This is a genomic window from Devosia sp. 1635, assembly GCF_013185955.1.
Classification (GTDB): Bacteria; Pseudomonadota; Alphaproteobacteria; order Rhizobiales; family Devosiaceae; genus Devosia.
On sequence record NZ_JABAOM010000007.1, the window covers coordinates 95987 to 118456 of the forward strand.

A 22470-nucleotide genomic window follows, 5' to 3' on the forward strand; every position below is an offset into this window, starting at 1 on the left:
TTGATCCCCTGTTTGATTATCTGCGGAGAGCTGTCCCATGTTTGATTTGACCGGCAAGCGCGCCCTCGTAACTGGCGCCAGCGGCGGCATCGGGCGCGAGATCGCCAAGGCGCTCGCCGCAGCGGGAGCCAAGGTGGCGCTGAGCGGCACCCGCCAGGCAGCGCTGGAGGATGTTGCCAAGGAAATTGGCGCCGACAGTCCGATCCTGCCGTGCAATCTCTCCAAGCTCGATGACGTCGACAAGCTCGTGCCGTCCGCGGAAGCGGCGCTGGGTGGGCTCGATATTTTGGTCAATAATGCCGGCATGACGCGCGACAACCTCTTCATGCGCATGAAGGACGAGGAGTGGGACGAGGTGATCGCGGTCAATCTCACCGCCGCCTTCCACCTCAACCGTGCCGTTTTGCGCGGCATGATGAAGCAGCGCTTTGGGCGCATCATCGGCATTTCGTCGGTCGTGGGTGTCATGGGCAATCAGGGGCAGGGCAATTATGCTGCCTCCAAGGCCGGCCTTATCGGCATGAACAAGGCACTTGCCCATGAAGTGGCTTCGCGCAACATCACGGTCAATTCCATCGCGCCGGGCTTTATCGCTTCGGCCATGACCGATGAACTCAATGACAAGCAGCGCGAGGGGATTTTGTCGACCATCCCCGCCAACCGTCTGGGCACGCCCCAGGAAGTGGCGGCCTGCGCGGTGTTCCTCGCCAGCGATGCTGCGGCCTATATCACCGGGCATACGCTGAACGTGAACGGCGGCATGGCGATGATCTAAATCGCCGGTGCTGCGTTAGGATAGGGCAGCGGGCGCCCCTATCGGCCCCACTGCAAGGACGGCCCCGTCCCGGGAAAAGCTGTGCTGGAAGCCGATATTCCGGTGTGGCAGCCCAAGACGGCGCTTGAAGATTTGGCTAGGCGCCAATAAGAAGCAACCGAAACTTCGATTTCGAAAAAGGGAAGTCAAATATGAGCGATGTCGCTGATCGGGTCCGCAAGATCGTTGTGGAACACCTCAATGTGGATGCTGAGAAGGTCGTCGAAAAGGCGAGCTTCATCGACGATCTGGGCGCCGACTCGCTCGATCAGGTCGAGCTGGTGATGGCGTTCGAGGAAGAATTCTCGGTCGAGATCCCGGACGATGCTGCTGAATCCATCCAGACTTTTGGTGACGCAGTTTCCTTCCTCACCAAGGCTGTCGGCTAAGGCCGGCGCACGATAGGCTCGACAATGGAAATGCGCCGCGTCGTCGTCACCGGTTTGGGTCTCGTCACACCTTTAGGATGTGGCGTAGAAGCAACCTGGGCCAATCTTCTGGCTGGTAAGAGCGGCGCCAAGCGCATCGACGATTTCCAGGTCGACGACATCGCCTGCCAGATCGCTCATCGCTTGCCGCTCGGCCCCTATGCCGAGGGCAAGTATGATCCCGACGACTGGATGGACGTCAAGGAACAGCGCAAGGTTGATCCTTTCATCGTCTATGCCATGGCCGCGGCAACGCAGGCCATTCAGGACGCCGGAGTCGAGCCCAAGACCCAGGAAGATCAGGAACGCACCGGCGTTCTGATCGGCTCTGGCATTGGCGGGGTCGGCGGCATCTATGATGCCTCCATCACGCTGCACGAAAAAGGTCCGCGCCGGATCAGCCCGTTCTTTATCCCTGGCCGCCTGATCAACCTGGCTTCCGGCCATGTTTCGATCCGTTTTGGCCTCAAGGGTCCCAACCATTCCGTGGTTACCGCCTGCTCCACCGGCGCGCATGCCATTGGCGATGCGGCCCGGCTGATTGCACTCGGCGATGCCGATGTGATGGTCGCCGGCGGCGCCGAAAGCTGCGTTAACCGGCTGGCTCTCGCCGGTTTTTCGGCTGCACGGGCCCTGTCGACGGGCTTTAACGACAATCCGGAAGCTGCATCCCGCCCCTATGACAAGGATCGCGACGGCTTTGTCATGGGCGAAGGCGCCGGCATTGTCGTGCTCGAGGACTATGAGCGCGCCAAGGCCCGCGGCGCCAAGATCTATGGCGAAGTGGTTGGTTATGGCCTTTCGGGCGATGCCTATCACATCACGGCTCCCTCGCCCGATGGCGATGGCGGGTTCCGTGCTATGAGCGCGGCGATCAAGCGCGCTGGCATCAGCCCCGCCGAGATCGACTACATCAACGCCCACGGCACCTCGACCCCGCTCGGCGACGAAATCGAACTGGGCGCCGTCATGCGCGTCATGGGCGATGCCGCCGCCGGGGCGGTTATGAGCTCCACAAAATCGGCCATCGGTCACCTCCTGGGCGCTGCCGGCTCGGTTGAGGCCATCTTCTGCCTCCTGGCCATGCGTGACAGCATTGCTCCGGCAACGCTGAACCTCGACAATCCGTCGGTGGAAACCAGCATGGATTTGGTGCCCAAGACACCGCGCAAGAAAGAGATCAATGTGGCGCTGTCCAATTCCTTCGGGTTTGGCGGCACCAATGCGACTCTGGTGATGCGCAAGGCCGATTAGGGCAATCTCTGATGCGGGGCTGACCGGCGGCGACGCCGGTTGCCCAGCCCGGGCGACTGGCCGTGCCACAGTTTTGTGCCATTGCGGTGGAACACAGCCCCACAACGATTCACCACAAAGGGCGGGGGCAGCAGCAACATGGCCGATCCAAAGAACCGGCGGACGCGCAAGCGGTCGGGCAACGGGTTTCTCGAGATCCTCAACGGATTGCTGACGCTGCTCGTGATCGGGCTGGTGGTTGCCGGTGGCGTGTTGCTGTTTGGCGCATCCCAGTTCTATGGCGATGGTCCCGCCCAGGCCGATACGGTGTTCCGGGTCGAATCGGGCAATGGTCTTGGCACCACCGCCGAGCGCCTCGAAGAGCAGGGGCTGATTTCCAACCGCTATGTGTTCCAGCTGGGCGGGCGGGCGCTCGAGCGGCAAGGCAAGCTCAAGGCGGGTGACTTCACCATCCCCGCCGGCGCCAGCATGGCCGATATCCTCAAGGAACTCACCGAAGGCAATCCGATCCGCTACGCCGTGACCATCCCTGAGGGCTGGACCACGTGGGAAGCGGTGCAACGGATCAATGGCGACAGCAATTTGGTGGGCGAAATCACCCCGGTGCCCCCCGAAGGCTCGCTGCTGCCCGGCAGCTATGACTACCTTCCCGGCGATACCCGCCAGTCAGTGGTCGACAAGATGCAGGCCGCGATGAAGGCCGAGCTAGACGCGATCTGGGCCGCCCGCAATCCGGACCTGCCCCTCCAATCGGCCCAAGAGCTGCTGGTTCTCGCTTCCATCGTGGAAAAGGAAACCGGGGTCGCTAGCGAGCGTCCACAGGTCGCCGCCGTGTTCGTCAACCGGCTGCGCGAAGGCATGCGCCTGCAGTCGGATCCCACCATCATCTATGGCATCACCAATGGCCAGGCCCCGCTTGGGCGCGGGCTGCGGCGCTCCGAGATCGAAGCCAAGACCCCGTTCAACACCTACCAGATCGATGGTCTGCCCCCGACCCCGATTGCCAATCCGGGCGCCGATGCCCTGCGCGCTGTCGCCAACCCCGACACCCACGAGTATCTCTACTTCGTGGCCAAGGGGCCGGTACCCTCTGACGGCCATGCCTTTGCCGAAACCTATGCCGAGCACCAGACCAATGTGGCGCGTTGGCGCGAAATAGAGCGTGAGGCGGCCGCCCAGGCCGAGGCAGATGCCGAAGCAGCCCGCCAGGCGCTGGAAGCCGAAGAAGCGGGTGAGGCGGCCCCCGCCGCGCCGCAATAGGTCGCAGCTGGGGACGGGGTGGCGCACGGCTCTTGACCGCAAGGCTTTGTTCGCTAAACAACCCAGCGACAGAACCTCACGCAAGGCCGTGCCCCAATGGAATCTCAACGTCGCGGCGTGATGCTGGTGATTGCTTCGCCCTCTGGGGCGGGTAAATCATCCATTTCACGCTCCCTGTTCGGGCAGGACCCCAATATCCGGCTGTCGGTATCGGTGACAACGCGAGCCCGCCGCACCGACGAGGTCGAGGGTACGCACTATTATTTCATCGATGTGCCCACCTTCAACCGCATGAAGGCCGATGGCGAATTGCTCGAATCGGCGCAGGTGCACGACAATTTCTACGGCACCCCCCGCGCCAAGGTGGAAGAGCAGCTGGCCGCCGGCAACGACATCCTGTTTGACGTCGATTACCAGGGCACGCTGCAGCTCTACGAAAAGAGCCGCAAGGACATGGTGACCGTGTTCATCCTGCCCCCCAGCATCAAGGAGCTGCGCGCCCGGCTCGAGCGGCGCGCGCAGGACAGCGTGGGCACGATCGAAAAGCGGCTGCGCAACGCCAAGCTCGAGATGCAGCACTACAACGAATACGACTATATCATCGTCAATGACGATCTGGAGGCTTCGACCCAGAAAGTGCGCTCCATCCTTGCCGCTGCACGGCTCGAGCGGAGCCGGCTGACGCAGCTCGACAATTTCGTCAAGGATCTGCAAAACCAGATCGATTCCCTTTGAGTGGCGCCGGGCTGCGGTCTTAAGCTCCTCGACCTCCCGCTGCGCGACAAGGCACTTCTGGCATGACTAACGGCACGCAGATCATTCGCCGTGGCACCCCGGCCTTTGTGCGCGCCAATATCGCGTTTTTTCTGTCCGCCTTCGCGATCTTCGCGTCGCTGTATTCCGTGCAGCCGCTGCTGCCCATCCTGGCGGCCGAGTTTGGGCTCGACGCCGGCACCAGTTCCCTTGCGCTTTCCAGCACCACCGCCACCTTGGCGCTCGCACTCCTGCTCGCCAGCTGGGTGTCCGACCGCTTGGGGCGCCGCACGCTGATGGTCTGGGCCATTCTCCTCACCGCGGCTTTGGGGCTCGTCCTGCCCTTCGCGCCCAATTGGAGCGCGCTCCTCATCATCCGCACCCTGATGGGCCTTACCCTTTCCGGCCTGCCCGCGGTCGCCATGGTTTATCTCGCCGAGGAGATGGACCCCGAAGCTTTGGGCTTTTCCATGGGGCTTTACATCGGGGGCACTGCCATTGGCGGCATGGCCGGGCGGCTGCTGTCGGGCATCCTTGCCGATCTCATTGGCTGGCGCCCCGCGCTCATGGTTCTTGGCGCCGCCATCGCGCTCGCTGCTCTGGTGGTCGTGCTGCTCCTTCCCGCGCCGCATAATTCACGCCGCAGCCGCATTGCGCTGCGTGAGCTTGCCGCGCTGGTACGCCTGCAATTCCGCGATCCTGGGCTACCCTGGCTCTTTGCCTCGGCCTTCCTGTTGATGGGCAGCTTTGTCACCCTTTACAACTATGTCGGTTTCCGGCTGGCGCTGCCGCCCTTTGCGCTGAGTCATGCGGCCATCTCGGCCATTTTCGTGGTCTATCTGCTGGGCAGTTTCAGCTCAGCTTGGGCCGGCGGCCTCGCACAGCGCCTCGGACGGCGGCGGGTGTATTGGACCCTGGTGCTCGTCATGACGCTAGGGGTGTTCCTGACCCTTGTGCCGTCAACCCCGGTGATCATTCTGGGGCTCGCCATTGCCACCACCGGCTATTTCGCCGCCCATGGCATTGCCAGCGCCTGGGTCGCCCGCCGCGCCAGCGTCGGTCGTGCCCAGGCCTCCGCCATTTATCTGTTCAGCTATTATCTGGGCTCATCGGTGCTAGGTACGCTGGGCGGCTATGCGTGGGTCGCCTGGGACTGGAACGGCGTGCTGCTGGTTAGCGGCGGGGCGGCAGCGGCAGCCCTGTTCGTTGGGCTGCACCTGACCCGCCTTGCGCCGCTGCCATCCGAGCAGCCGGTGCCTGCAGCCCCTTCCGGAGCCTAGCCGACCTATTGCTGGCTGGCCGCCGCTGCTGCCTGGCGCAGCTGCGGCAATACGCTCGCCATGGCGAGGAACGCACCAACAGGCAAATCCTCAGCACGTTCATCGCCCTTGAGCCCGGCGGCAGCGAGCAGGCCTTCCAACGGCACGCCCAGCGATTTCAGGCTTTGCCGCACCATCTTGCGCCGCTGTCCGAACGCGGCCTTGGTGACCTGTTCGAGCTGCTTGACCGCGATGGTGTCGTCCACCGGCTTGGGTACGAGATGCACCACGGCAGACGTCACGTTTGGGGGCGGCACAAAGGCTTGCCGACCCACATTGAAGGCAATCCGCGCATCGGTGCGCCAGCCGGCCAGGACGCCAAGCCGGCCATAGGGATCCTCGCCCGGCGCCGCGCAGATCCGCTCGGCCACTTCGCGCTGGAACATCAGCGTCAGGCTGTCCCAGAACGGCGGCCAGGGCTCGGCGGTGAGCCATCCCGTCAGCAGGGGTGTTGCGATATTGTAGGGCAGGTTGGCAATGATGCGGGTCGGCCCATCCGCCAGCGCACGGTAGTCCATCTCCAGCGCGTCGCCGCTGATTACGGTCAGCCGGCCAGGATAGGCTTGGGCAATCTGCGCGAGGGCAGGGAGCGTGCGTGGGTCGCGCTCAATGGCGATCACTTCGCGCGCCCCTTCGGCCAGCAGCGCCCGCGTCAGCCCGCCAGGCCCCGGACCCACCTCGATCACCCGCACGCCTTCCAGCGAGCCGCCCACGCGGGCAATGCGCGAGGTGAGATTGAGGTCCAGGAGGAAATTCTGTCCGAGTTCCTTTTTAGCGCGCAGCCCATGCTCGGCGATCACTTCGCGCAGCGGGGGCAAGTCATCGATCTGGCTCATGCCTTGCTCGGCTCCGTCATGGTGTCGGCCAGCCGGATGGCCGCAAGAAAACTGCGTGGCGACCCATTCCCGGTGCCCGCGAGGTCGAACGCCGTGCCATGGTCGGGCGAGGTGCGCACGATCGGCAGTCCTAATGTAACATTGACGGCGTCTTCAAACGCCACCGTCTTGATCGGGATCAGCGCCTGGTCGTGATACATGGCGATCACCGCATCATATTGCCGCCAATGGGGCGGATAAAACAGCGTGTCGGCAGGAATGGGACCGACTGCGTCAACGCCCTGGAAGCGCATTTCGGCCACGGCCGGGCCCACGATCTCCAGGTCCTCGCGTCCGATCGCGCCGCCTTCTCCCGCATGGGGGTTTAGACCGGCCACCCCGATCCGCGGCTCGGCGATCCCGAAGCGGTGCTTAAGATCACGATGCACGGCGCAGCCCGTCTCGACGATCAACTCCTTGGTGAGGAGCCCCGGCACATCCTTGATCGGGACGTGAATGGTGACCGGTACCGCCCGCAGGTCGCCATGGGCCAGCATCATCACCGGCAGCTTGGGCTTGCCGCCGCCCGCGCAAAGCTCGGCCAGAAACTCGGTATGGCCGGGGTGCCGGAAGCCGGCATGGTAAAGCGCCGCCTTGTGGATGGGCGCGGTCACCAGCCCACGACAATCGCCACGCAGCACCGCGGCCACCGATTGCTCGATGGCGCGGATCACCGCCTGGCCCGACAACGGGCTCGTTTTGCCGGGATGGTCTGGCACCAGCCCCTCAACGGCTGACACGGGCAAAGCCCGCGCGAACACCTCGGCCGCGTCAGCGGGCGTGCATTCCTCTACCGCCAGATCGAGGCCCAGCCGAGCCGCACGGGCGCGAAAGAACTCGGATGCGCCAAAGACGCAAAATGGGGGCAGGGCCTCAGCATGACGTCGCGCGAACAACTGCAAGATCAGGTCAGGCCCAATCCCGGCCGGTTCTCCCATGCTGATCGCCAGCGGCTGAGCCAAATCCATACCCCCCAAAGCAAAAGGCCCGCCGAAGCGGGCCCTGATTAGTTGTAGATGATTTTGGCGCGTTTGCGCAAATCGGCCAGATAGGTCTCGACCTGTCCCTTGAGCGCGTCGCTGCCCGCTTCGGCGCGCAGATCGCCCTTGATGAAGGTCAGGTCTTCCGCCTGCGTCTTCTGGCAGACCGCCAGCATCGACACGCCGGTTTCCACCACGCGCGGCTTGGTGATGCCGCCGGCGTTGAGCCCGGCCAGTTCCTTGGCAATGGCTTCGGGCAGCTGGGTGGCGTGCCGACGGCCCACATCGATCACGGCCGCGTCAGTAAAGCCGAGCGAGAGTTCCACCGCGCTGTCGCAGCCCGAAAAGCTGCTGCGGTAGCGATTGGCCTGGGCAGTGCGGGCGCCGGCGCCCTGGCCGCCCGGGGCCACGAAGATGATTTCCTTGAGGATATAATCAAAGCTCTGATAGGCCGCGACCTTGCTGGCCGCCTGCTGATCGAGCGCCAGGTCCGAGATCTGCACCTGGGGCATGATCGCCGCCTGGGTCACGCCGTTCCAGGCAATAGCCGCTTCCAGCCGATCACGCAGCGTGTCGATATTAACGCCGCTTTGCTGCAGCATCTGGATCAGCTTGTCCTGGCTGAGCTTGGTGTTACGTGCGATCTGGAGGATGCCTTCATCCACCTGTGCGCCCGAAACCTCGATGCCGAGCCGCTCGGCTTCCTGCATCTGGATGGCTTCATCGATCAACTGCTCGGTGGCGCCGCGCTGGCCGGTCTTGTTGCCTTCAATGGCGAACAGCTTGACGCGCTGGGCAATCTGCACGTCGGTGATCGGGGTGCCGTTCACGGTGACCTTCACATTGGCTGCCAAGCTCGGCATTGCCAAACCAAAGCTCATCAGCGCGCCGATCATCACAGCCCCGGCCGCGCGGGCCAAATTTCCAACCGCCATCTCGCTTATCCGCCTGTTGTTCGCTTGCCCACCTCCAATGGGGCGGGAACATCGTGGAGTCAATTGCTCACGAATACGGCCAAAATCGGTAACCTACTCGCCGCCGACGCCGACATTGAACCCTGCGGGCGCCTTGAGGCGGAACGATGCCGTGAACCGCGTATCGTCGGGGGTGGTGTGCGTTGGTCCAGTTCGGGTCGCCCCGGCGCCCAGTTCCAGATAGCCGTCGTCGTATACGACGCCGCCGCTGACCTGCAGCCACTCATTGGCCGCGAGATCCCAATAGGTGGCAGCCTTGACGGTCCAGTAGTCGGCGATGGGCACGCCCACTTGCGCGCCAATCTCATGTTGGTCGCGCAGCACGCCACCTTGGGGGTCGGCGGCAATATAGAAGTAATCGAGCCCCGCCGAATACCCTTCGGCCGAAAAACTCGCCCCCAGCCCCGCGCGGGCGATGTCCATGGTTTGGGTATCAACCTGCAGCTTGCCGCCAAATCGGGTATGGGGATTGAGGGCGCCATAAGCGCCCAGCACCGCATAGGATGCCCCGTCCTCAAGCCCCGTCCGGGCGCTGCTGAATGCAGGATCCGCGGTGACAAAGGCATTCTCACCTGCCAAATGGAAGGACTGGCCGGCAATCAGTTCGAGATAGCTGCCATCGGCGAAGTCAGCCAGATAACGGCCGCCGATATTGGCGCGCAGCCCGGTTTCCTGCCGATCGCTGCCTGAAAAGCGATTATACGAAAACAGATTGGTGTCATCGAAGACAAAGCTTTGGGCGTCGTCATTGGTGATGCCGACAAGCGAAGTGTCCGAGCCGCGATAAACCAGTTGCCCGATCGGCTCCACCAGATGCACCGTGGATCCATCGCTCGCGGCCATCGGGAAGCGCACATCCATGGCGGCGATTGGCGTTCCGCTCCAGAGCGTGGTTTCATCGGGCGCCACTGGCAAGGTGCTTTCGCCATTGTAATAGGCCGCATCGAGGCGCCCGCCCAGATAGGGTGTGGCGACAAAGCCGCCGGCGCCGATCCACTGCGTCTGCCAGCCGCCCTGCAGCATGGCGTGGGTCTTGTCGCCGGCAAAGCCGAACACATAGGGCACACTATTGGAAAAGGCGCGGTGATCGCCCTCACGCTGTACGCCTAAAAGGCGCGCGCTCACCTCCACCTGGCCATAGCCGGGCGCGAGGCGCTCGACATGGTTGAACCGGGCATTGGGCACCGCATCGCCCTGTCGGTCCTGGTCGGCCTCGGGCACATCGCCCAGGAGGTTGAACTGCTGCAGGCGCAGATCGATAAAGGTGTCACGCGTTACATTGGTCGCATAGACCTCGTTGACCGAGGCTTCGCGCTCTTCGAGGCGATAATCCTCGAAGAATGCCGCATCGGTGAAGGCCGAGTAGGACCAACCCACCGTCCAGTCCTCGACTGGCCGGAATGAGCCCGAGCTTTGCACCGCTCCGCGCCAGTCCTCGCGCGCTTCGGGGAAGCTGAAGGCGTCCGGTTGAAGCTGGTAGATCCCCGAAGCCTTGATCCGGAACGAGCCCTGGTCGAAGCGCTGGATCCATTCGGCGCCCAGCAACAGGCCCTGCCGGCTCACCAGCGCGGGCGACAGGATGATGTCGGTCCATTGATTGGAATAGGCCACAAAGGGCACTTCAACCTTGAGCCCGATTTCCTCGCTGGAGTCGATCGATGGCATGCGGACATTGGCCAGCGCGCTGTCGCTGGTATCGGGCAGCCAAAGGTAAGGCAGCCACGCCACAGGAAATCCCAGCAACGCCAGCGAGGGCTGCTCGAGCGTCAGAGAGCCATCTTCCTCATTGGAGATGATGCGCGCCGCGCGCATCGACCAGCCGATTCGCCGTCCCTTGGCGTCGATACAATCGCCGCAAGGCGAATAGGTGGCATCATTCAAAAGGGTTCGCAGCGCCGCGTCATATTCGACGCTGTCCGCCGTGATCCGGGCGCCGTCATAGGTGGTGATCGTCAGGGCGTTGATGAAGGCCTGCTTCATGCCACCCGTCACGCGCAGATCGGTAGTCTGTGCCACATTGCCCGAGGGGTCGCGCACGCTCACGGGCCCCGTGAACTGCACATCATTGCTGTTGCGGTTGAAGACGAGATTGTGCCCGGTTACGGTGTAACCGCTATAATTCAGCACCACATCGCCTGAAGCGGTGATGATCCCGGTGCGGGCATCAAATTGCAGATTATCGGCTTCCACCGCTGCAGCGGCTTCGGAATCGACGGGAGCATTGAAGAATTGCGCCGGCACCAGCCCTTGCGCCATGGCGCCCGTAGACAAGGCCAGCGCCAGCAGGGCACCCGCACCCGCCTTGCGGAGCGGCGACACCAAACCTGTGTTCCAGCCCCTGTTACTCACGCGCGCCCGTCTTCCTTATACAGCAGCACCGTTACACCAATAACGATCGCCACCAATGCCGGTCCAACTGCCGCAAACGTGGGGTCGAGAACGCCGGTCGACCCTGCGCGGTCAGCCATCTCGGTAATCACGAACACAACGAACCCAAGAACGATCCCCGAAAGAACCGCGGGGCCATAGTTAGCCGACCTTCGATAACCCGCAGTAAATGCAAATGCAATGAACAGCGATCCGGTAAGCACAAGCGGCAAGGAGAGCAGCTTGATCAGCCGCATTGTCGCTGCCGCCCGGATGCCCTCATCGGCAATCCCCGCGCTCACAAGGCGCGACAGCTCGAAAAAGGTCATGTCTTCGGTGGAGGCCAGCTTGAGGCTGATTTCGGCCGGGCTCGATGTGGTAGGCAGGGCGAAGTCGCGTACCAACCGTGCCGGGGCATCGGCCGTGCGCACGGTCGCTTCCGGCATCAGCCAATGTCCGTCGCGCAGCTGCGCTTCGGGTGCCTCGATGCGCGGGGGCATTTCGCCTCCGAGGGCATAGACCGTCACATCCCCCAGCACCGAGCCGCCCGGCTGCATGGCACGGGCGAGCAGCACATAGCGGAACTCCCCGCTGCGCTGCTCGAGCCAGATATCGTCCCCATCGGTGAGCATGGAGGATTTGCCCGGGGAGGTTGGATAAAGCTGACGGTTGATCTGGGTGCTCATCGTTTCGGCGCCCAGGGCAATGACAAAGCTCACCAAGATCAGCGCCACGGTGGGGGCGCGCACGATGCGCCAGATGGAGATACCGCTGGCGGCAATCACGGTCAGCTCATGGCGCGCCTTGAGATCGAGGAAGCCCAGGATTGCGCCCAGCAGCACGGTCACGGGCAGGGTCTTGATGGTCCAGCGCACCGCGCTCATCGCCACCATCAGGATGGCCAGCGGCACCCCCTGGTTTTCGGCCACATAGTTGAAGCGCCAGGTGTCGAGCGATTCCACCAGGGCGATCAGCCCGTAAAACACAAAAACGATGGTGGCGATGCGCCCGCCCAGCCGGGTGAGCACGAGGAGGTCGATCCGGCTCATGCGGGCACCACCTTGCCCGGCGCCCGGGGCCGCGCGCGCATCAGGATGATCAGGAGGGCGGCGACAATGAGCACGATCCCTCCGGTGGCCGGACCCCATGGGCTATAGGAGCTCACGCCCCGCTCGGCAAAAGCCAGCAGCATCACCAAGGCTTCCATGGGCACGGTGAACCTGCTGCGCCTGCCATTGGGAAAGCCCAGCACCGCGACCATCAGCAGACAAATGCCCAGAACGCTGAGCGCGGGTGCTTGCCGCTCCAGCAGGTCGGCGCGCAGCTCGGGCGTCCATTGCCCGCTCTGCAGTGCTTCATTGACTGCGGAAAGGCTGTCCTGCTCGCGGAAGCGGAAATTGTCCTCGGGGGTTTGGGTTAGCCGCTCGACGCTGAGGTCATAGCGGGCAAACGAGATCTGCGAGAACTGCCCCGTACTTTCGGTATATTGCAGTGAGCCATCGCGCAGCTCGAGCATGTAATTGTCGCCGTCCCGTGCCACCCGGGCCGAACTGGCGATATAGGTGCGCTCGGTGCGCGGATCGCGCCGGTCATCGGCAAAGAAATCGGTGATTTCTCCATTGCCGGAGCGGCCACCGATCAACAGCACAACGCCAGGCGTTACCTGGGTGAAGCGCTTGGGCTTGAGGGTGGAGCTGACGAGGTCCGCCGCGATACTGGTTTGCAGCAGGTTGACCCGCCGATTGGCCATTGGCTCGACAAAATTGCTCAGCAGCAGCACGAAGATCATCCCGCCCGCTGCCACGATGGCGGCCGCCCGCCACAGCGATCCCAGTCCATGGCTGGTGTGGATGATATGGAGTTCGCGATTGTTCTGCAGTGCCTGCAGGGCCCGGGCAACGCCGATGCCGATGCACACATAAGCAAAGGTCAAGGCTAGCGGCGGCATGGTGAGCAGCGCCTGCAGCGCCAGCGTCAGCAGATCCTGTCCCTTGACCGCCACCACGTCAAAGGATCGCAGGCAGTTGACCAGCCAAAGCAGCACGCACACCACACCAAACAGGATTACGGCATCGCGCACGAACAGGCCCGCCACATATCTCGTCAATCGCTTCATGGGCTGGCAGAAACTCGCACTACTCTTGGACTGTCGGAACGACCTTGAGACCTTTCCCTGCCCGGTTCAAGCGCGGGCCCGGCCGCAGGGGCCCTTTGCCGCGCCGCTGTTGCGGGATTGACGCGGGCCGAAAACCCCGTGAAAGTCCCCCTCAACCTTTGCGCACACTGCGAGCCTATTTCGCCAACAAGGCCATTCCATGCCCCAACAGTTTGATCTCCACACCGCAGCGCTGGCTGGCGCTGCTGCGCCTCTCGTCATCGTTTACGCCCATGAAGGGCAAGCCCCCGCCGGCGCTGCCGCTGGTTTGTGGGCGCAGACGGGGCTGGACTGGAGCCAGGTGAGCAAGGCTGCCACCTTTACGGGCAAGCAGGGGCAGGGACTCGATGTGGTGACGGCTGCGGGGCGCCTCCTTGTGCTGGGCGCGGGCAATGGGACGAGCGAAATCCCGCTCAATGCCTGGACCGACCGAGGCGGCTCGCTGATGGCCAAGATTCTGGCCAGCCGCGTGCCCACGGTTGCAGTCGTCGTCGATGAGGCCGGCGCTACCCCCGCCGCCATCGCCGAACTCGCGGCCGGGCTACGGCTGCGTCAATACAAGTTCGATAAATACAAGGCGGTACGCGAGGATGCACCGGCCGATCTTGCCGTCACCCTCCATGTGGCCGATCCCGCGGCCGTCGATGCCGCGATTGCCGATCGCGGCGCGGTGGTGGACGGCACGCTGCTGGCGCGTGAACTGGTCAACGAGCCGGCCAATGTGCTGGGCCCGGTGGAGTTTGCCGACCGTGTTTCCGAACTGAGCGAATACGGCATCAATGTCGAGATCCTCCTGCCCGAGGACATGAAGCGGCTGGGCATGGAATCGCTGCTCTGCGTGGCCCAAGGCTCGGCCCGTCCGGCTCGCCTTGCCATCATGCAGTGGCGTGGCGGCGATGTAGATGCCGCCCCACTCGCCTTTGTGGGCAAGGGCGTCGTCTTCGACAGCGGCGGCATTTCCATCAAGCCCGCTGCCAGCATGGAAGACATGAAGGGCGATATGGGCGGCGCTGCGGCCGTTACCGGATTGATGCTGGCGCTGGCCAAGCGCAAGGCGCCGGTCAACGCCGTGGGCGTGATTGGCCTCGTTGAAAACATGCCCTCGGCCACTGCGGTGCGCCCGGGCGATATCGTCAAGGCGATGTCGGGCACCACGATCGAAGTGATCAATACCGATGCCGAAGGCCGGCTCGTGCTGGCCGATGCGCTCTGGTACACCCAGCAGCGCTTCAAGCCGCGCTTCATGATCAATCTGGCGACCCTGACCGGGGCGATCATCGTGGCGCTCGGCCATGATCATGCGGGTCTGTTCTCCAACAATGACGAGCTCTCGATCCAGCTGCTCAATGCCGGGCTTGCCGCCAATGAAAAGCTTTGGCGCCTGCCGCTGTCGCCGGCCTATGAAAAGCTCATCGAATCGCGCTTTGCCGATATCAAGAACACCGGCGGCCGCCCGGCCGGCTCGATCACGGCGGCCCATTTCCTGCAGCATTTCGTCAATGATGTGCCTTGGGCCCATCTCGATATTGCCGGCATGGCCTTTGGCGCCGGCAATAGCGAGATCAACGCGTCCTGGGCGCCGGGCTTTGGCGTGGCGCTGCTGGACCGGCTGGTCCGGGACTTCTACGAGAACTGAGCCGCGCATCGGAGCTGGCATGGCCGAAGTTCTGTTTTACCATCTGGAGCAGCGCCCGCTGGAAGCGGTGCTGCCCCAATTGCTGGAAAAAACCCTCGAGCGCGGCTGGCGAGCGGTGGTGGAAATCGGCAGCTCCGAGCGCGCCGAAGCGCTCGAAGCCCATCTCTGGGCCTATCGCGACGACAGTTTCCTGCCCCACGGCTTGGCTGGGGAGGACACCGATCCGCTCCAGCCCGTGCTGTTGACCACCGGCACTGAAAACCCGAACGGGGCTGAGGTGCGCTTTTTCGTTGAGCGCGCCGTGCCCCAATCGGCCGAGGGCTATCAGCGGCTGGTTTATCTGTTTTCCGGGCACGATCCCGATGCCGTGGCCGAAGCGCGCCTCGCCTGGCGGGCGCTGACGCCGGGCAATACCGTGACCTACTGGCAGCAAAACCAGGACGGACGCTGGAGCAAACGCGCTTGACCCCCGACCTCGCCGCTCCCAGCCGCCACAGCCTTGCCGAAGACATCTTCGCCATGCTCATCGGCACCATGCTGGTGGGGCTGGGCATCGTATTCTACGCCGAAGCCACCCTCATCACCGGCAGCACGGCGGGTCTTGCCCTCCTTTTGCAATACGGCACTGGCTTGAGCTTTGGCCTGCTGTTCTTCGTCATCAACCTGCCATTCTACGTGCTGGCGGTGCTGCGCATGGGCTGGCCCTTTGCGCTTAAGACCTTTTGCTGCGTTTTGCTGGTGTCGTTCTTCTCTTCCGCCATCCCCACCTGGCTCGATATCAGGCGCATCGAGCCGCTCTACGCCGCGCTCATGGGTGGCGGCATGATGGGGCTGGGGATTTTGTCGCTGTTCCGGCACAAGGCGAGCGTGGGCGGCATCAATATACTCGCGCTGTATCTGCAGGAAAATTTCGGCATTCGCGCCGGCTATGTGCAGCTGGGGATCGACGCGGTGATCCTGCTCGCCGCCTTCTTCATCCTGCCGCTCGACCGGGTGCTGTATTCCCTGCTGGGCGCGCTGGTGCTCAATCTCATCATTGCCACCAATCATCGCGCCGGCCGATATGTCGGCTTTAGCTGACTAGAGCGCAGGGACGGCCTTGCCGGGCTTTTGGCTGGTATAAAGCTGCATATAGTCCTGCATCATCTCGTAGCAAAAGATGATCTCGCGCGTTTGCGGATCATAAAAGGCGTTGGCTTCCCCACAACGCTTGGCGTTGAGCTGCACCGGTTTGTGCAGGCTGTAATGCCCGCGCAATTCATCCGCCACCTGCTCGAACACGCCGCTGGCCTTGAAGGCGTCCGCCGCCCCTTTGAGCCGTCCGCTCACGCTCTGGTAGGACACCTCGACCCGGGTCTTGCTTTTCTTGCGGTCCCGCCCCGCCAGGAGCTTCGCCAAACTGCGGTGCACCAGCCGGTAGTCATCCGGACAGGTGCCTTGCCGCCCCTCGTCGATAGCATAGGCATTGGCGATGGGAGCAAAGGCGCGCGCGTCGCTGCCCACCATCAGACACACGATCCCGAACGCGCGCTGCCGATCCAGGCTGTGATTGTCGTAGTAATCGGTGTCATCAAGCTCGGCACCATAGACCAGCCCCGACAACAGCCAGCCGCGCGCCGCATCGGCCAGCACGGCTTCGGCATGGGGCGTGCCCTGGTTGAGCAGCGTCCAGGTCGCCATGTTGTCGGCCGCGTCTTCCTCGCGCCCAAGCACCGGCAGCCCCAGCTGATGCACCAGCAGATGCGCCATTTCATGGTACAGCACGAACAGGCTGTTGTTGGCGGCAAATTGGATCACCCGCGCCCGCCGCTCGGCCTCGCTCAACGGCTGCGCCTGCGCCGCGCCGCCCAGCATCAGCAACAGGGACATGACAACGGCAAGGCCCGGGCCCCAAAAGCGCATAGCGGTTCTTTCCGGTCGTTGATCCCTCTTGGGGATTGTCGGGGGCGAGCGGAGTGGAGTCAACGCCGGCCGGGCGGCAGGCTTAACGCTCCGTAGGGCTCCAGCCGGGCGCCGCGAGCTCGAACCGGGCGAACTCAAAGCCCGGCGCCACCGTGCAGCCCACCAGCGTCCAGTCCCCGCTGCTGCTCGCCGCCTGCCAGGCCCCGGGCGGCACCACGGCCTGCGGCCGCTCACCGGCGAAGAGGTCGCCCCCCAGCGTCAGCGCCCAGGCCCCGGTGTCGTCGGCAATCTCGAGCGTCAGGGGCGCGCCGGCATACCAGTGCCAGACTTCGGCCGCATCCACCCGGTGCCAGTGCGAACGCTCCCCGCCTTCGAGCAGGAAATAGATCGCCGTGGAATGGACCCGACCATCCGGCGCTGCCGCATCGGCAAAGCTTTGCACATACCAGCCACCCTCGGGGTGCCGCTCGAGCCCCAAAAGGGCAATCACCTCGGCGGCAGTGCGGCCGATCATGCGCCCTCCATGCTTTCGAGGTCGGCGCTCAGGGTCAGCCAGCTTTCCTCGGCCTCCTCGAGCTGGGCATTCAAGCGTGCCTTGTCCTTGCCCAGGGTCACCACCTTGTCGGCGGGGCCGTTATAAACCTTGGGGTCCTCGAGTTGGGCGTCGATCTTGCCGATCTCGCTCTTGAGCCGGCTGATCTTGGCTTCCACGTCCTTGATCGAGGCCTTGATCGGCGCGATCTCGGCGCGCCGGGCCGCGGCCTGCGCCTTGGCCGCCTTGCGGTCTTCCTTGGTGCCGCCCCGGCTTTCCTTGGCCCCGGTGATGGAGCGCTGATAGCTGTCGAGATCCTCGTCGAGCTGCTTGATCGTGCCGCCTTCGGCGATCCAGAGCGTGTCGCAGGTGGCTTCCACCAGATGGCGGTCGTGCGAAATGATCAGCACGGCCCCTTCATATTCGTTGAGCGCATGCACCAGCGCATCGCGGCTGTCGATATCGAGGTGGTTGGTGGGCTCGTCAAGGATCATCATCCCCGGCCCTCCAAAGGTGATGAGGCCCATGAGCAAACGCGCGCGCTCGCCACCCGAGAGGTTCTTGGCTGGCGTATCCATGCGCGATTTGGTCAGGCCCATCTGGCTCAGCCGCGAGCGGCGCTTGGCCTCACTGTCGGTGGGCATCAGCTCGATCACATGCTCGAATGGGGTCCATTCGGGCTTGAGCTTGTCCATCTGGTGCTGGGCGAAGTGGGCGATCTCGAGCTTCTTGCCCTTGTTGAACGAGCCGCCCATCACCGGAATGTCGCCGGCCAGCAGCTTGGCGAAGGTGGATTTACCATTGCCGTTGACGCCGACCAGCGCGATCCGGTCCTCGGGATCGATGCGCATATTGATGTTGCGCAAAATCGTCTTGTTGCCATAGCCCGCCGAAACGCCATCCAGCGTGATCATGGGGGTAGGGGGCTCGATCTTGGGCTGCTGGAAAGTGAAGGGCGCCGCATATTCGTCGAACATCGCGGCGGGCGGCCGCAGCTTTTCGATCATCTTGACGCGCGCCTGGGCCTGCTTGGCCTTGGTGGCCTTGGCCTTGAAGCGATCCACGAACTTTTGCATATGCGCGATCTGGTCGAGCGTCTTGTCGCGGCTCTTGTTGTTGAGCTCCATCTGCATGCGGCGCGTATTCTCAAAGGTGTCGTAATTGCCTTTGTAGAAGGTCAGCTTCTTGTGCTCGAGATGGATGATCGAGCTCACCGACTTGTTGAGCAGGTCGCGATCGTGGCTGATCATGAAGACGGTGTAGGGATAGGTGGCGAGATATTTCTCGAGCCACAGCGTGCCCTCGAGATCGAGATAGTTGGTGGGCTCGTCGAGCAGCAGCAGATCGGGCTGGCTGAACAGCACGCCCGCCAGCGCCACGCGCATGCGCCAGCCGCCCGACAGCTCGCGGGTCGGCGCGTTCTGCCGGTCCTGCTCGAAGCCCAAGCCCTTGAGAATGGAAGAAGCGCGTGCTTCGGCGGTGTGGGCGTCGATATCGGCCAGGCGAATATAGATCTCGCCGATCCGGTCGGGATCATCAGCGGTTTCCGCTTCCGCCATCAGCGCGGTGCGCTCGGTATCGGCGGCCAGCACGACTTCGAGCACGCTTTCATCACCCGCCGGCGCTTCCTGCGCAACGGCGCCGATCCGCGCCTTCTTGTTGAGCTCGATCGAGCCGGCATCGAGGTGGATATGGCCCTGGATCAGGTGAAACAGCGTGGTCTTGCCCGTGCCGTTCTTGCCCACAAAGCCGGTCTTGGAGCCGGTCGGCAGCACCACCGATGCGTCCTCGAACAGCTCGCGGCCCTGGATGCGGTAGGTGAGATTGTTGATGGTGAGCATGGCGCAAGCAATTTCTGAATCGAGAAGGCAGCACAAAGCGCTGCGGAACAAGGCGGGCGGGTCAAACGCCGCGGCAAAACTGTCTTTGGAATGTTGGATAGAGTTAAGTGTCCGTTATGGCAACCGCCAGCCCTGCATGGCCGTGCCCCATTGTCGCGCATCCACCTGCGCGGCCCATGCGTTGGTGTCCTGACAAGCTCTTCACTCGAAAGGAACTCAGCATGAAGCACTTTGCCCTGAACCTTGCCGCCGGCCTCGTTCTGGCGACCACTGGAGCGGCTTTCGCCCAGGACGCTGCGTCCATCGATGATCTGGATGCTGACCGCATTGACCAGACGCAGATGGAGATCGAATTCGAGTATATGGGCAGCTCCTGCGACCAGGTGGGCATGGCCGAACTCAACGATGCCATCGATGGCGTGCTCGACATCACTTTCCCGGTCACTCGGACAGGGGATAATTGCACCGCCATGCAGACCGAGCAGGAAGTGGACCAGACCGTGCCCGTCGATGGCACCGTCAACACGGTCAACATCACCCTGATCGGCCCTGATGGGGCAACCCTTGCCACCGGAACCACCACCGTCGACGATTGATCCTTTTTGCCAATCCCCAGCGGCCGCGTTCCTTTGAGCGCGGCCGTCTTGTGTCGGACACAGAGTGCAGCTAAAAGCGCGCCACCTTCCAACAACAACAATCAAGGGATCAGCCCGCCATGGCGCTCGAACGCACCTTTTCCATCATCAAGCCAGATGCCGTCCGCCGCAACCTGATCGGCAAGATCATTGCCAAGTTCGAGGAAGCGGGCCTGCGTCCGATCGCCCTCAAGAAGATCCACATGACGCGCGAACAGGCCGAAGGCTTTTACGCCGTGCACAAGGAACGCCCCTTCTTTGGCGAACTGGTCGAGCAGATGATCGCGTCGCCCGTTGTGGTCCAGGTTCTGGAAGGCGAAGGCGCCATCCTCAAGAACCGTGAAGTGATGGGCGCGACCAATCCGGAAAATGCCGCTCCCGGCACCATCCGCAAGGAATTTGCCCTTTCGATCGGCGAAAACTCGGTACACGGTTCGGACGCTCCCGAAACCGCTGCTGAAGAAATCAAGTTCTTCTTCACCGAAGACGAGATCGTCGGCTAAGCCAAAAGCCTTGTGCGCAATGTCCTCCCGGCTGCTGGCCGGGGTGACAAGGCGCCGGTTTTGTGCTTAATGCGCTTAGACAGCCTTCGGGCCGCCCTCGGGGCGGCCTTTTGCTTTGCTGTGTGCTGTGCCTCCAACCACCACGGCGTTTGTTCCTGCCAATGCAGGAGCCTCCTTTACCCTATCCGCGACCAACGGCTCACTGCCGCGCGGGCCATGACGCCAATGATTGGCGGCGTCCAGAAAGCCAGAAATGTCCTTGCCTGAAACTATCCTTGCCCCGCTCGCCCGCGCCCTTGTGGCCAAGGGCTATGACACGCTGACCCCCGTCCAGTCGGCGATGGTCGAAGAGGAAACCGCGGGGCGCGACCTGCTGGTTTCCGCCCAGACCGGTTCGGGCAAGACCGTCGCCTTTGGTATGGCCATTGCGCCAACCCTCCTGGGCGATGAAGACCATTTTACCTCTGTCGGCGCGCCGCTGGCGCTGTTGATTGCCCCGACCCGCGAATTGGCCCTGCAGGTGCAGCGCGAACTCGAATGGCTTTACGCCGAAACTGGCGCAAAGACCGCGTCTTGCGTTGGCGGCATGGATGCGCGCACCGAGCGCCGGGCGCTGGAGCGGGGCGCCCATATCGTTGTCGGCACGCCGGGGCGTCTGCGCGACCACATCACCCGTGGCGCTCTCGACATGTCGGCGCTGCGCGCCGTCGTGCTCGATGAAGCCGACGAGATGCTGGATCTGGGCTTCCGCGAAGATCTCGAATTCATTCTTGATGCCGCGCCCGAAGAGCGCCGGACCCTGCTGTTCTCGGCCACAGTGCCCAAGCCCATCGCGCAGCTGGCCAAGACCTTCCAGCGCGACGCGCTGCGCATTTCGGCCACCTCGGCCACCGAGCAGCATGCCGATATCGACTACAAGCTGATGCTGGTGCCCGCCGCGGAGCGCGAAAACGCCATCATCAACACACTCCTCTACTTTGAGGCGGTCAACACCATCGTCTTTGCCTCCACCCGCGAAGGCGTCAAGCACCTGTCCGCGCGCCTGCATAATCGCGGCTTTGATGTCGTGACCCTTTCGGGCGAACTCTCGCAGGCCGAGCGGACCAATGCGCTGCAGGCCATGCGCGATGGCCGCGCCCATATCTGCGTCGCGACCGACGTCGCGGCCCGCGGCATCGACCTGCCTAATCTGGATCTCGTGATCCACGCCGATCTGCCCACCAATTCAGACACCCTGCTACACCGTTCGGGCCGCACCGGCCGGGCAGGTCGCAAGGGCACCTGCGTCATCATTTCCCCGACGCATCGGCGCAATGTCGCCCAACGCATTCTCAAGACCGCCAAGCTCGACGTGTCCATGATGGCCCCGCCATCGGCCGAGGAGATTGAGGCGCGCTACCGCGAAAGCATTCTTTCCAACGAGATGCTGAGCAAGCCCGTCGCCGAGGAAGAAACCGCCTTTGTGGCCCAACTCCTCGAGCGCCATGCGCCCGAAGCCATTGCCGCCGCCTATCTGCGCCAGCAGCTGGCCGCACGTCCGGCACCCGAGGATGTCAGCGACATTCCCGTGTTCGACAAGCCCGGCGACAAGGACCCCCGTACCCGCGAAAAATTCGAAGGCGGCACCTGGTTCAAGGTCACAGTCGGGCGCAAGCACAAGGCCGAGCCGCGCTGGCTGCTGCCCATGCTGTGCAAGGCCGGCAATGTCACCAAGACTGCCATTGGCTCGATCCGCATTTTTGATACCGAATCCATCTTTGAGGTCGCTGCGCAAAAGGCGGACGCCTTTGCCCGCAGCATCGAAAAGAATGGCTCGGGCGAACGCGGCGTCACCATTGCCCCGGTCGATGGTCCGGGCGAACGCCGCGCGGGTCCCCCGCCGTCGCAGCGCCGTCCCGCCGGTCCAATCGAGCGCTTTGACCCCGATGCGCCACGCCCCGGCCGCGCTGATCGCCAGGCTCGTTATGGCTCCTCCGAGTTGCAGCCCGACGATTTCGCTGCTGCCCCGACCGGCGCCTGGGACCCGGCGGGTGCTCCGGCTGCTCCTGCGGCCGACAAGCCCCGCGCCCCGCGTCCCAAGGCCCCTCCGGCCAAGGACAAGGGCAAGCCGAAATGGGCCGCCAAGGGCGATGCCCCCGCTGCCCGGGCCGACAAGCCCAAGGCGCCCAAGACCAAGGACCACAAGCCCAAGCGCAAGCCGCAGGTTTGATCCTTTGTAACTGAACTGATTGCGCCCGGGCGG

21 protein-coding genes are annotated in these 22470 nt (G+C 63.5%); 12 read left to right on the forward strand and 9 right to left on the reverse strand.

Annotated features, from left to right (window positions below):
- Window positions 1-37 precede the first annotated feature (37 nt).
- The 6 genes from fabG (at window position 38) to HRU92_RS19685 (ending at window position 5789) form a co-directional block, all read left to right on the forward strand.
- Window positions 38-775: a 3-oxoacyl-[acyl-carrier-protein] reductase gene (gene fabG, locus HRU92_RS19660; RefSeq protein WP_172125360.1), complete on the forward strand. Its 738-nt coding sequence runs from the start codon at window positions 38-40 to the stop codon at window positions 773-775.
- 191 nt (window positions 776-966) lie between these two features.
- Window positions 967-1203 carry an acyl carrier protein gene (locus HRU92_RS19665; RefSeq protein WP_035100440.1) on the forward strand — a complete coding sequence of 79 codons (237 nt, stop codon included), beginning with the start codon at window positions 967-969 and terminating at the stop codon, window positions 1201-1203.
- 30 nt (window positions 1204-1233) lie between these two features.
- Window positions 1234-2496 (forward strand): beta-ketoacyl-ACP synthase II, encoded by a 1263-nt coding sequence (gene fabF, locus HRU92_RS19670; protein ID WP_127755321.1) that lies wholly within the window; start codon window positions 1234-1236, stop codon window positions 2494-2496.
- A gap of 138 nt (window positions 2497-2634) precedes the next feature.
- Window positions 2635-3756 carry an endolytic transglycosylase MltG gene (mltG, locus tag HRU92_RS19675; RefSeq protein WP_172125357.1) on the forward strand — a complete coding sequence of 374 codons (1122 nt, stop codon included), beginning with the start codon at window positions 2635-2637 and terminating at the stop codon, window positions 3754-3756.
- Between the two features lie 96 nt (window positions 3757-3852).
- Window positions 3853-4491, forward strand: a complete 639-nt coding sequence (gmk, locus tag HRU92_RS19680; protein ID WP_248305141.1) for a guanylate kinase — start codon at window positions 3853-3855, stop codon at window positions 4489-4491.
- Window positions 4492-4553: 62 nt separating this feature from the next.
- Window positions 4554-5789, forward strand: a complete 1236-nt coding sequence (locus HRU92_RS19685) for an MFS transporter (protein ID WP_173089035.1) — start codon at window positions 4554-4556, stop codon at window positions 5787-5789.
- A 5-nt stretch (window positions 5790-5794) separates the two neighbouring features.
- Here the strand turns inward: HRU92_RS19685 and rsmA are convergent, their stop codons facing one another.
- The 6 genes from rsmA to HRU92_RS19715 all read right to left on the reverse strand — a co-directional run bounded on the left by rsmA (window position 5795) and on the right by HRU92_RS19715 (window position 13131).
- On the reverse strand, window positions 5795-6664 hold the full coding sequence (gene rsmA / locus HRU92_RS19690; RefSeq protein WP_172125353.1) for a 16S rRNA (adenine(1518)-N(6)/adenine(1519)-N(6))-dimethyltransferase RsmA: 870 nt from the start codon (window positions 6662-6664) through the stop codon (window positions 5795-5797).
- On the reverse strand, window positions 6661-7671 hold the full coding sequence (pdxA, locus tag HRU92_RS19695) for a 4-hydroxythreonine-4-phosphate dehydrogenase PdxA (protein WP_172125351.1): 1011 nt from the start codon (window positions 7669-7671) through the stop codon (window positions 6661-6663). Before pdxA ends, rsmA begins: the two co-directional genes overlap by 4 nt.
- A gap of 38 nt (window positions 7672-7709) precedes the next feature.
- Window positions 7710-8618: a SurA N-terminal domain-containing protein gene (locus HRU92_RS19700; RefSeq protein WP_172125349.1), complete on the reverse strand. Its 909-nt coding sequence runs from the start codon at window positions 8616-8618 to the stop codon at window positions 7710-7712.
- A gap of 93 nt (window positions 8619-8711) precedes the next feature.
- Window positions 8712-11006 carry an LPS assembly protein LptD gene (lptD, locus tag HRU92_RS19705; RefSeq protein WP_173089037.1) on the reverse strand — a complete coding sequence of 765 codons (2295 nt, stop codon included), beginning with the start codon at window positions 11004-11006 and terminating at the stop codon, window positions 8712-8714.
- Complete coding sequence (locus HRU92_RS19710; protein ID WP_172125345.1) at window positions 11003-12073, reverse strand: LptF/LptG family permease; 1071 nt, start codon at window positions 12071-12073, stop codon at window positions 11003-11005. Before HRU92_RS19710 ends, lptD begins: the two co-directional genes overlap by 4 nt.
- Window positions 12070-13131, reverse strand: a complete 1062-nt coding sequence (locus HRU92_RS19715) for an LptF/LptG family permease (protein ID WP_172125343.1) — start codon at window positions 13129-13131, stop codon at window positions 12070-12072. Before HRU92_RS19715 ends, HRU92_RS19710 begins: the two co-directional genes overlap by 4 nt.
- Before the next feature lie 208 nt (window positions 13132-13339).
- Between HRU92_RS19715 and HRU92_RS19720 the strand changes: the two genes are divergently transcribed.
- The 3 genes from HRU92_RS19720 to HRU92_RS19730 are packed head-to-tail and all read left to right on the forward strand — an operon-like array spanning window position 13340 to window position 15895.
- Window positions 13340-14815 carry a leucyl aminopeptidase gene (locus HRU92_RS19720; RefSeq protein WP_172125341.1) on the forward strand — a complete coding sequence of 492 codons (1476 nt, stop codon included), beginning with the start codon at window positions 13340-13342 and terminating at the stop codon, window positions 14813-14815.
- A gap of 19 nt (window positions 14816-14834) precedes the next feature.
- Window positions 14835-15281, forward strand: a complete 447-nt coding sequence (locus HRU92_RS19725; protein ID WP_172125339.1) for a DNA polymerase III subunit chi — start codon at window positions 14835-14837, stop codon at window positions 15279-15281.
- Between the two features lie 53 nt (window positions 15282-15334).
- Window positions 15335-15895, forward strand: coding sequence for a YitT family protein (locus HRU92_RS19730; protein ID WP_172125495.1), 561 nt, complete (start codon window positions 15335-15337; stop codon window positions 15893-15895).
- Here HRU92_RS19730 and HRU92_RS19735 read toward each other — a convergent pair whose 3' ends face one another.
- The 3 genes from HRU92_RS19735 to HRU92_RS19745 form a co-directional block, all read right to left on the reverse strand.
- Window positions 15896-16717: a DUF4344 domain-containing metallopeptidase gene (locus HRU92_RS19735; RefSeq protein WP_173089040.1), complete on the reverse strand. Its 822-nt coding sequence runs from the start codon at window positions 16715-16717 to the stop codon at window positions 15896-15898.
- Between the two features lie 82 nt (window positions 16718-16799).
- Window positions 16800-17231 (reverse strand): cupin domain-containing protein, encoded by a 432-nt coding sequence (locus HRU92_RS19740; protein ID WP_173089042.1) that lies wholly within the window; start codon window positions 17229-17231, stop codon window positions 16800-16802.
- Window positions 17228-19090, reverse strand: a complete 1863-nt coding sequence (locus HRU92_RS19745) for an ABC-F family ATP-binding cassette domain-containing protein (RefSeq protein ID WP_173089044.1) — start codon at window positions 19088-19090, stop codon at window positions 17228-17230. Before HRU92_RS19745 ends, HRU92_RS19740 begins: the two co-directional genes overlap by 4 nt.
- A 221-nt stretch (window positions 19091-19311) precedes the next feature.
- Here HRU92_RS19745 and HRU92_RS19750 point away from each other — a divergent pair, with 221 nt between their 5' ends.
- From HRU92_RS19750 to HRU92_RS19760, 3 genes are all read left to right on the forward strand, one after another.
- A complete protein-coding gene (locus tag HRU92_RS19750; protein WP_127754318.1) occupies window positions 19312-19686 on the forward strand; it encodes a hypothetical protein in 375 nt (124 codons plus the stop codon).
- 119 nt (window positions 19687-19805) lie between these two features.
- The gene (gene ndk / locus HRU92_RS19755) at window positions 19806-20228 is read left to right on the forward strand and encodes a nucleoside-diphosphate kinase (protein WP_127754317.1); all 423 of its coding nucleotides are present in this window, start codon (window positions 19806-19808) and stop codon (window positions 20226-20228) included.
- 253 nt (window positions 20229-20481) lie between these two features.
- Window positions 20482-22437, forward strand: coding sequence for a DEAD/DEAH box helicase (locus tag HRU92_RS19760; RefSeq protein WP_173089046.1), 1956 nt, complete (start codon window positions 20482-20484; stop codon window positions 22435-22437).
- Window positions 22438-22470: the final 33 nt, after the last annotated feature.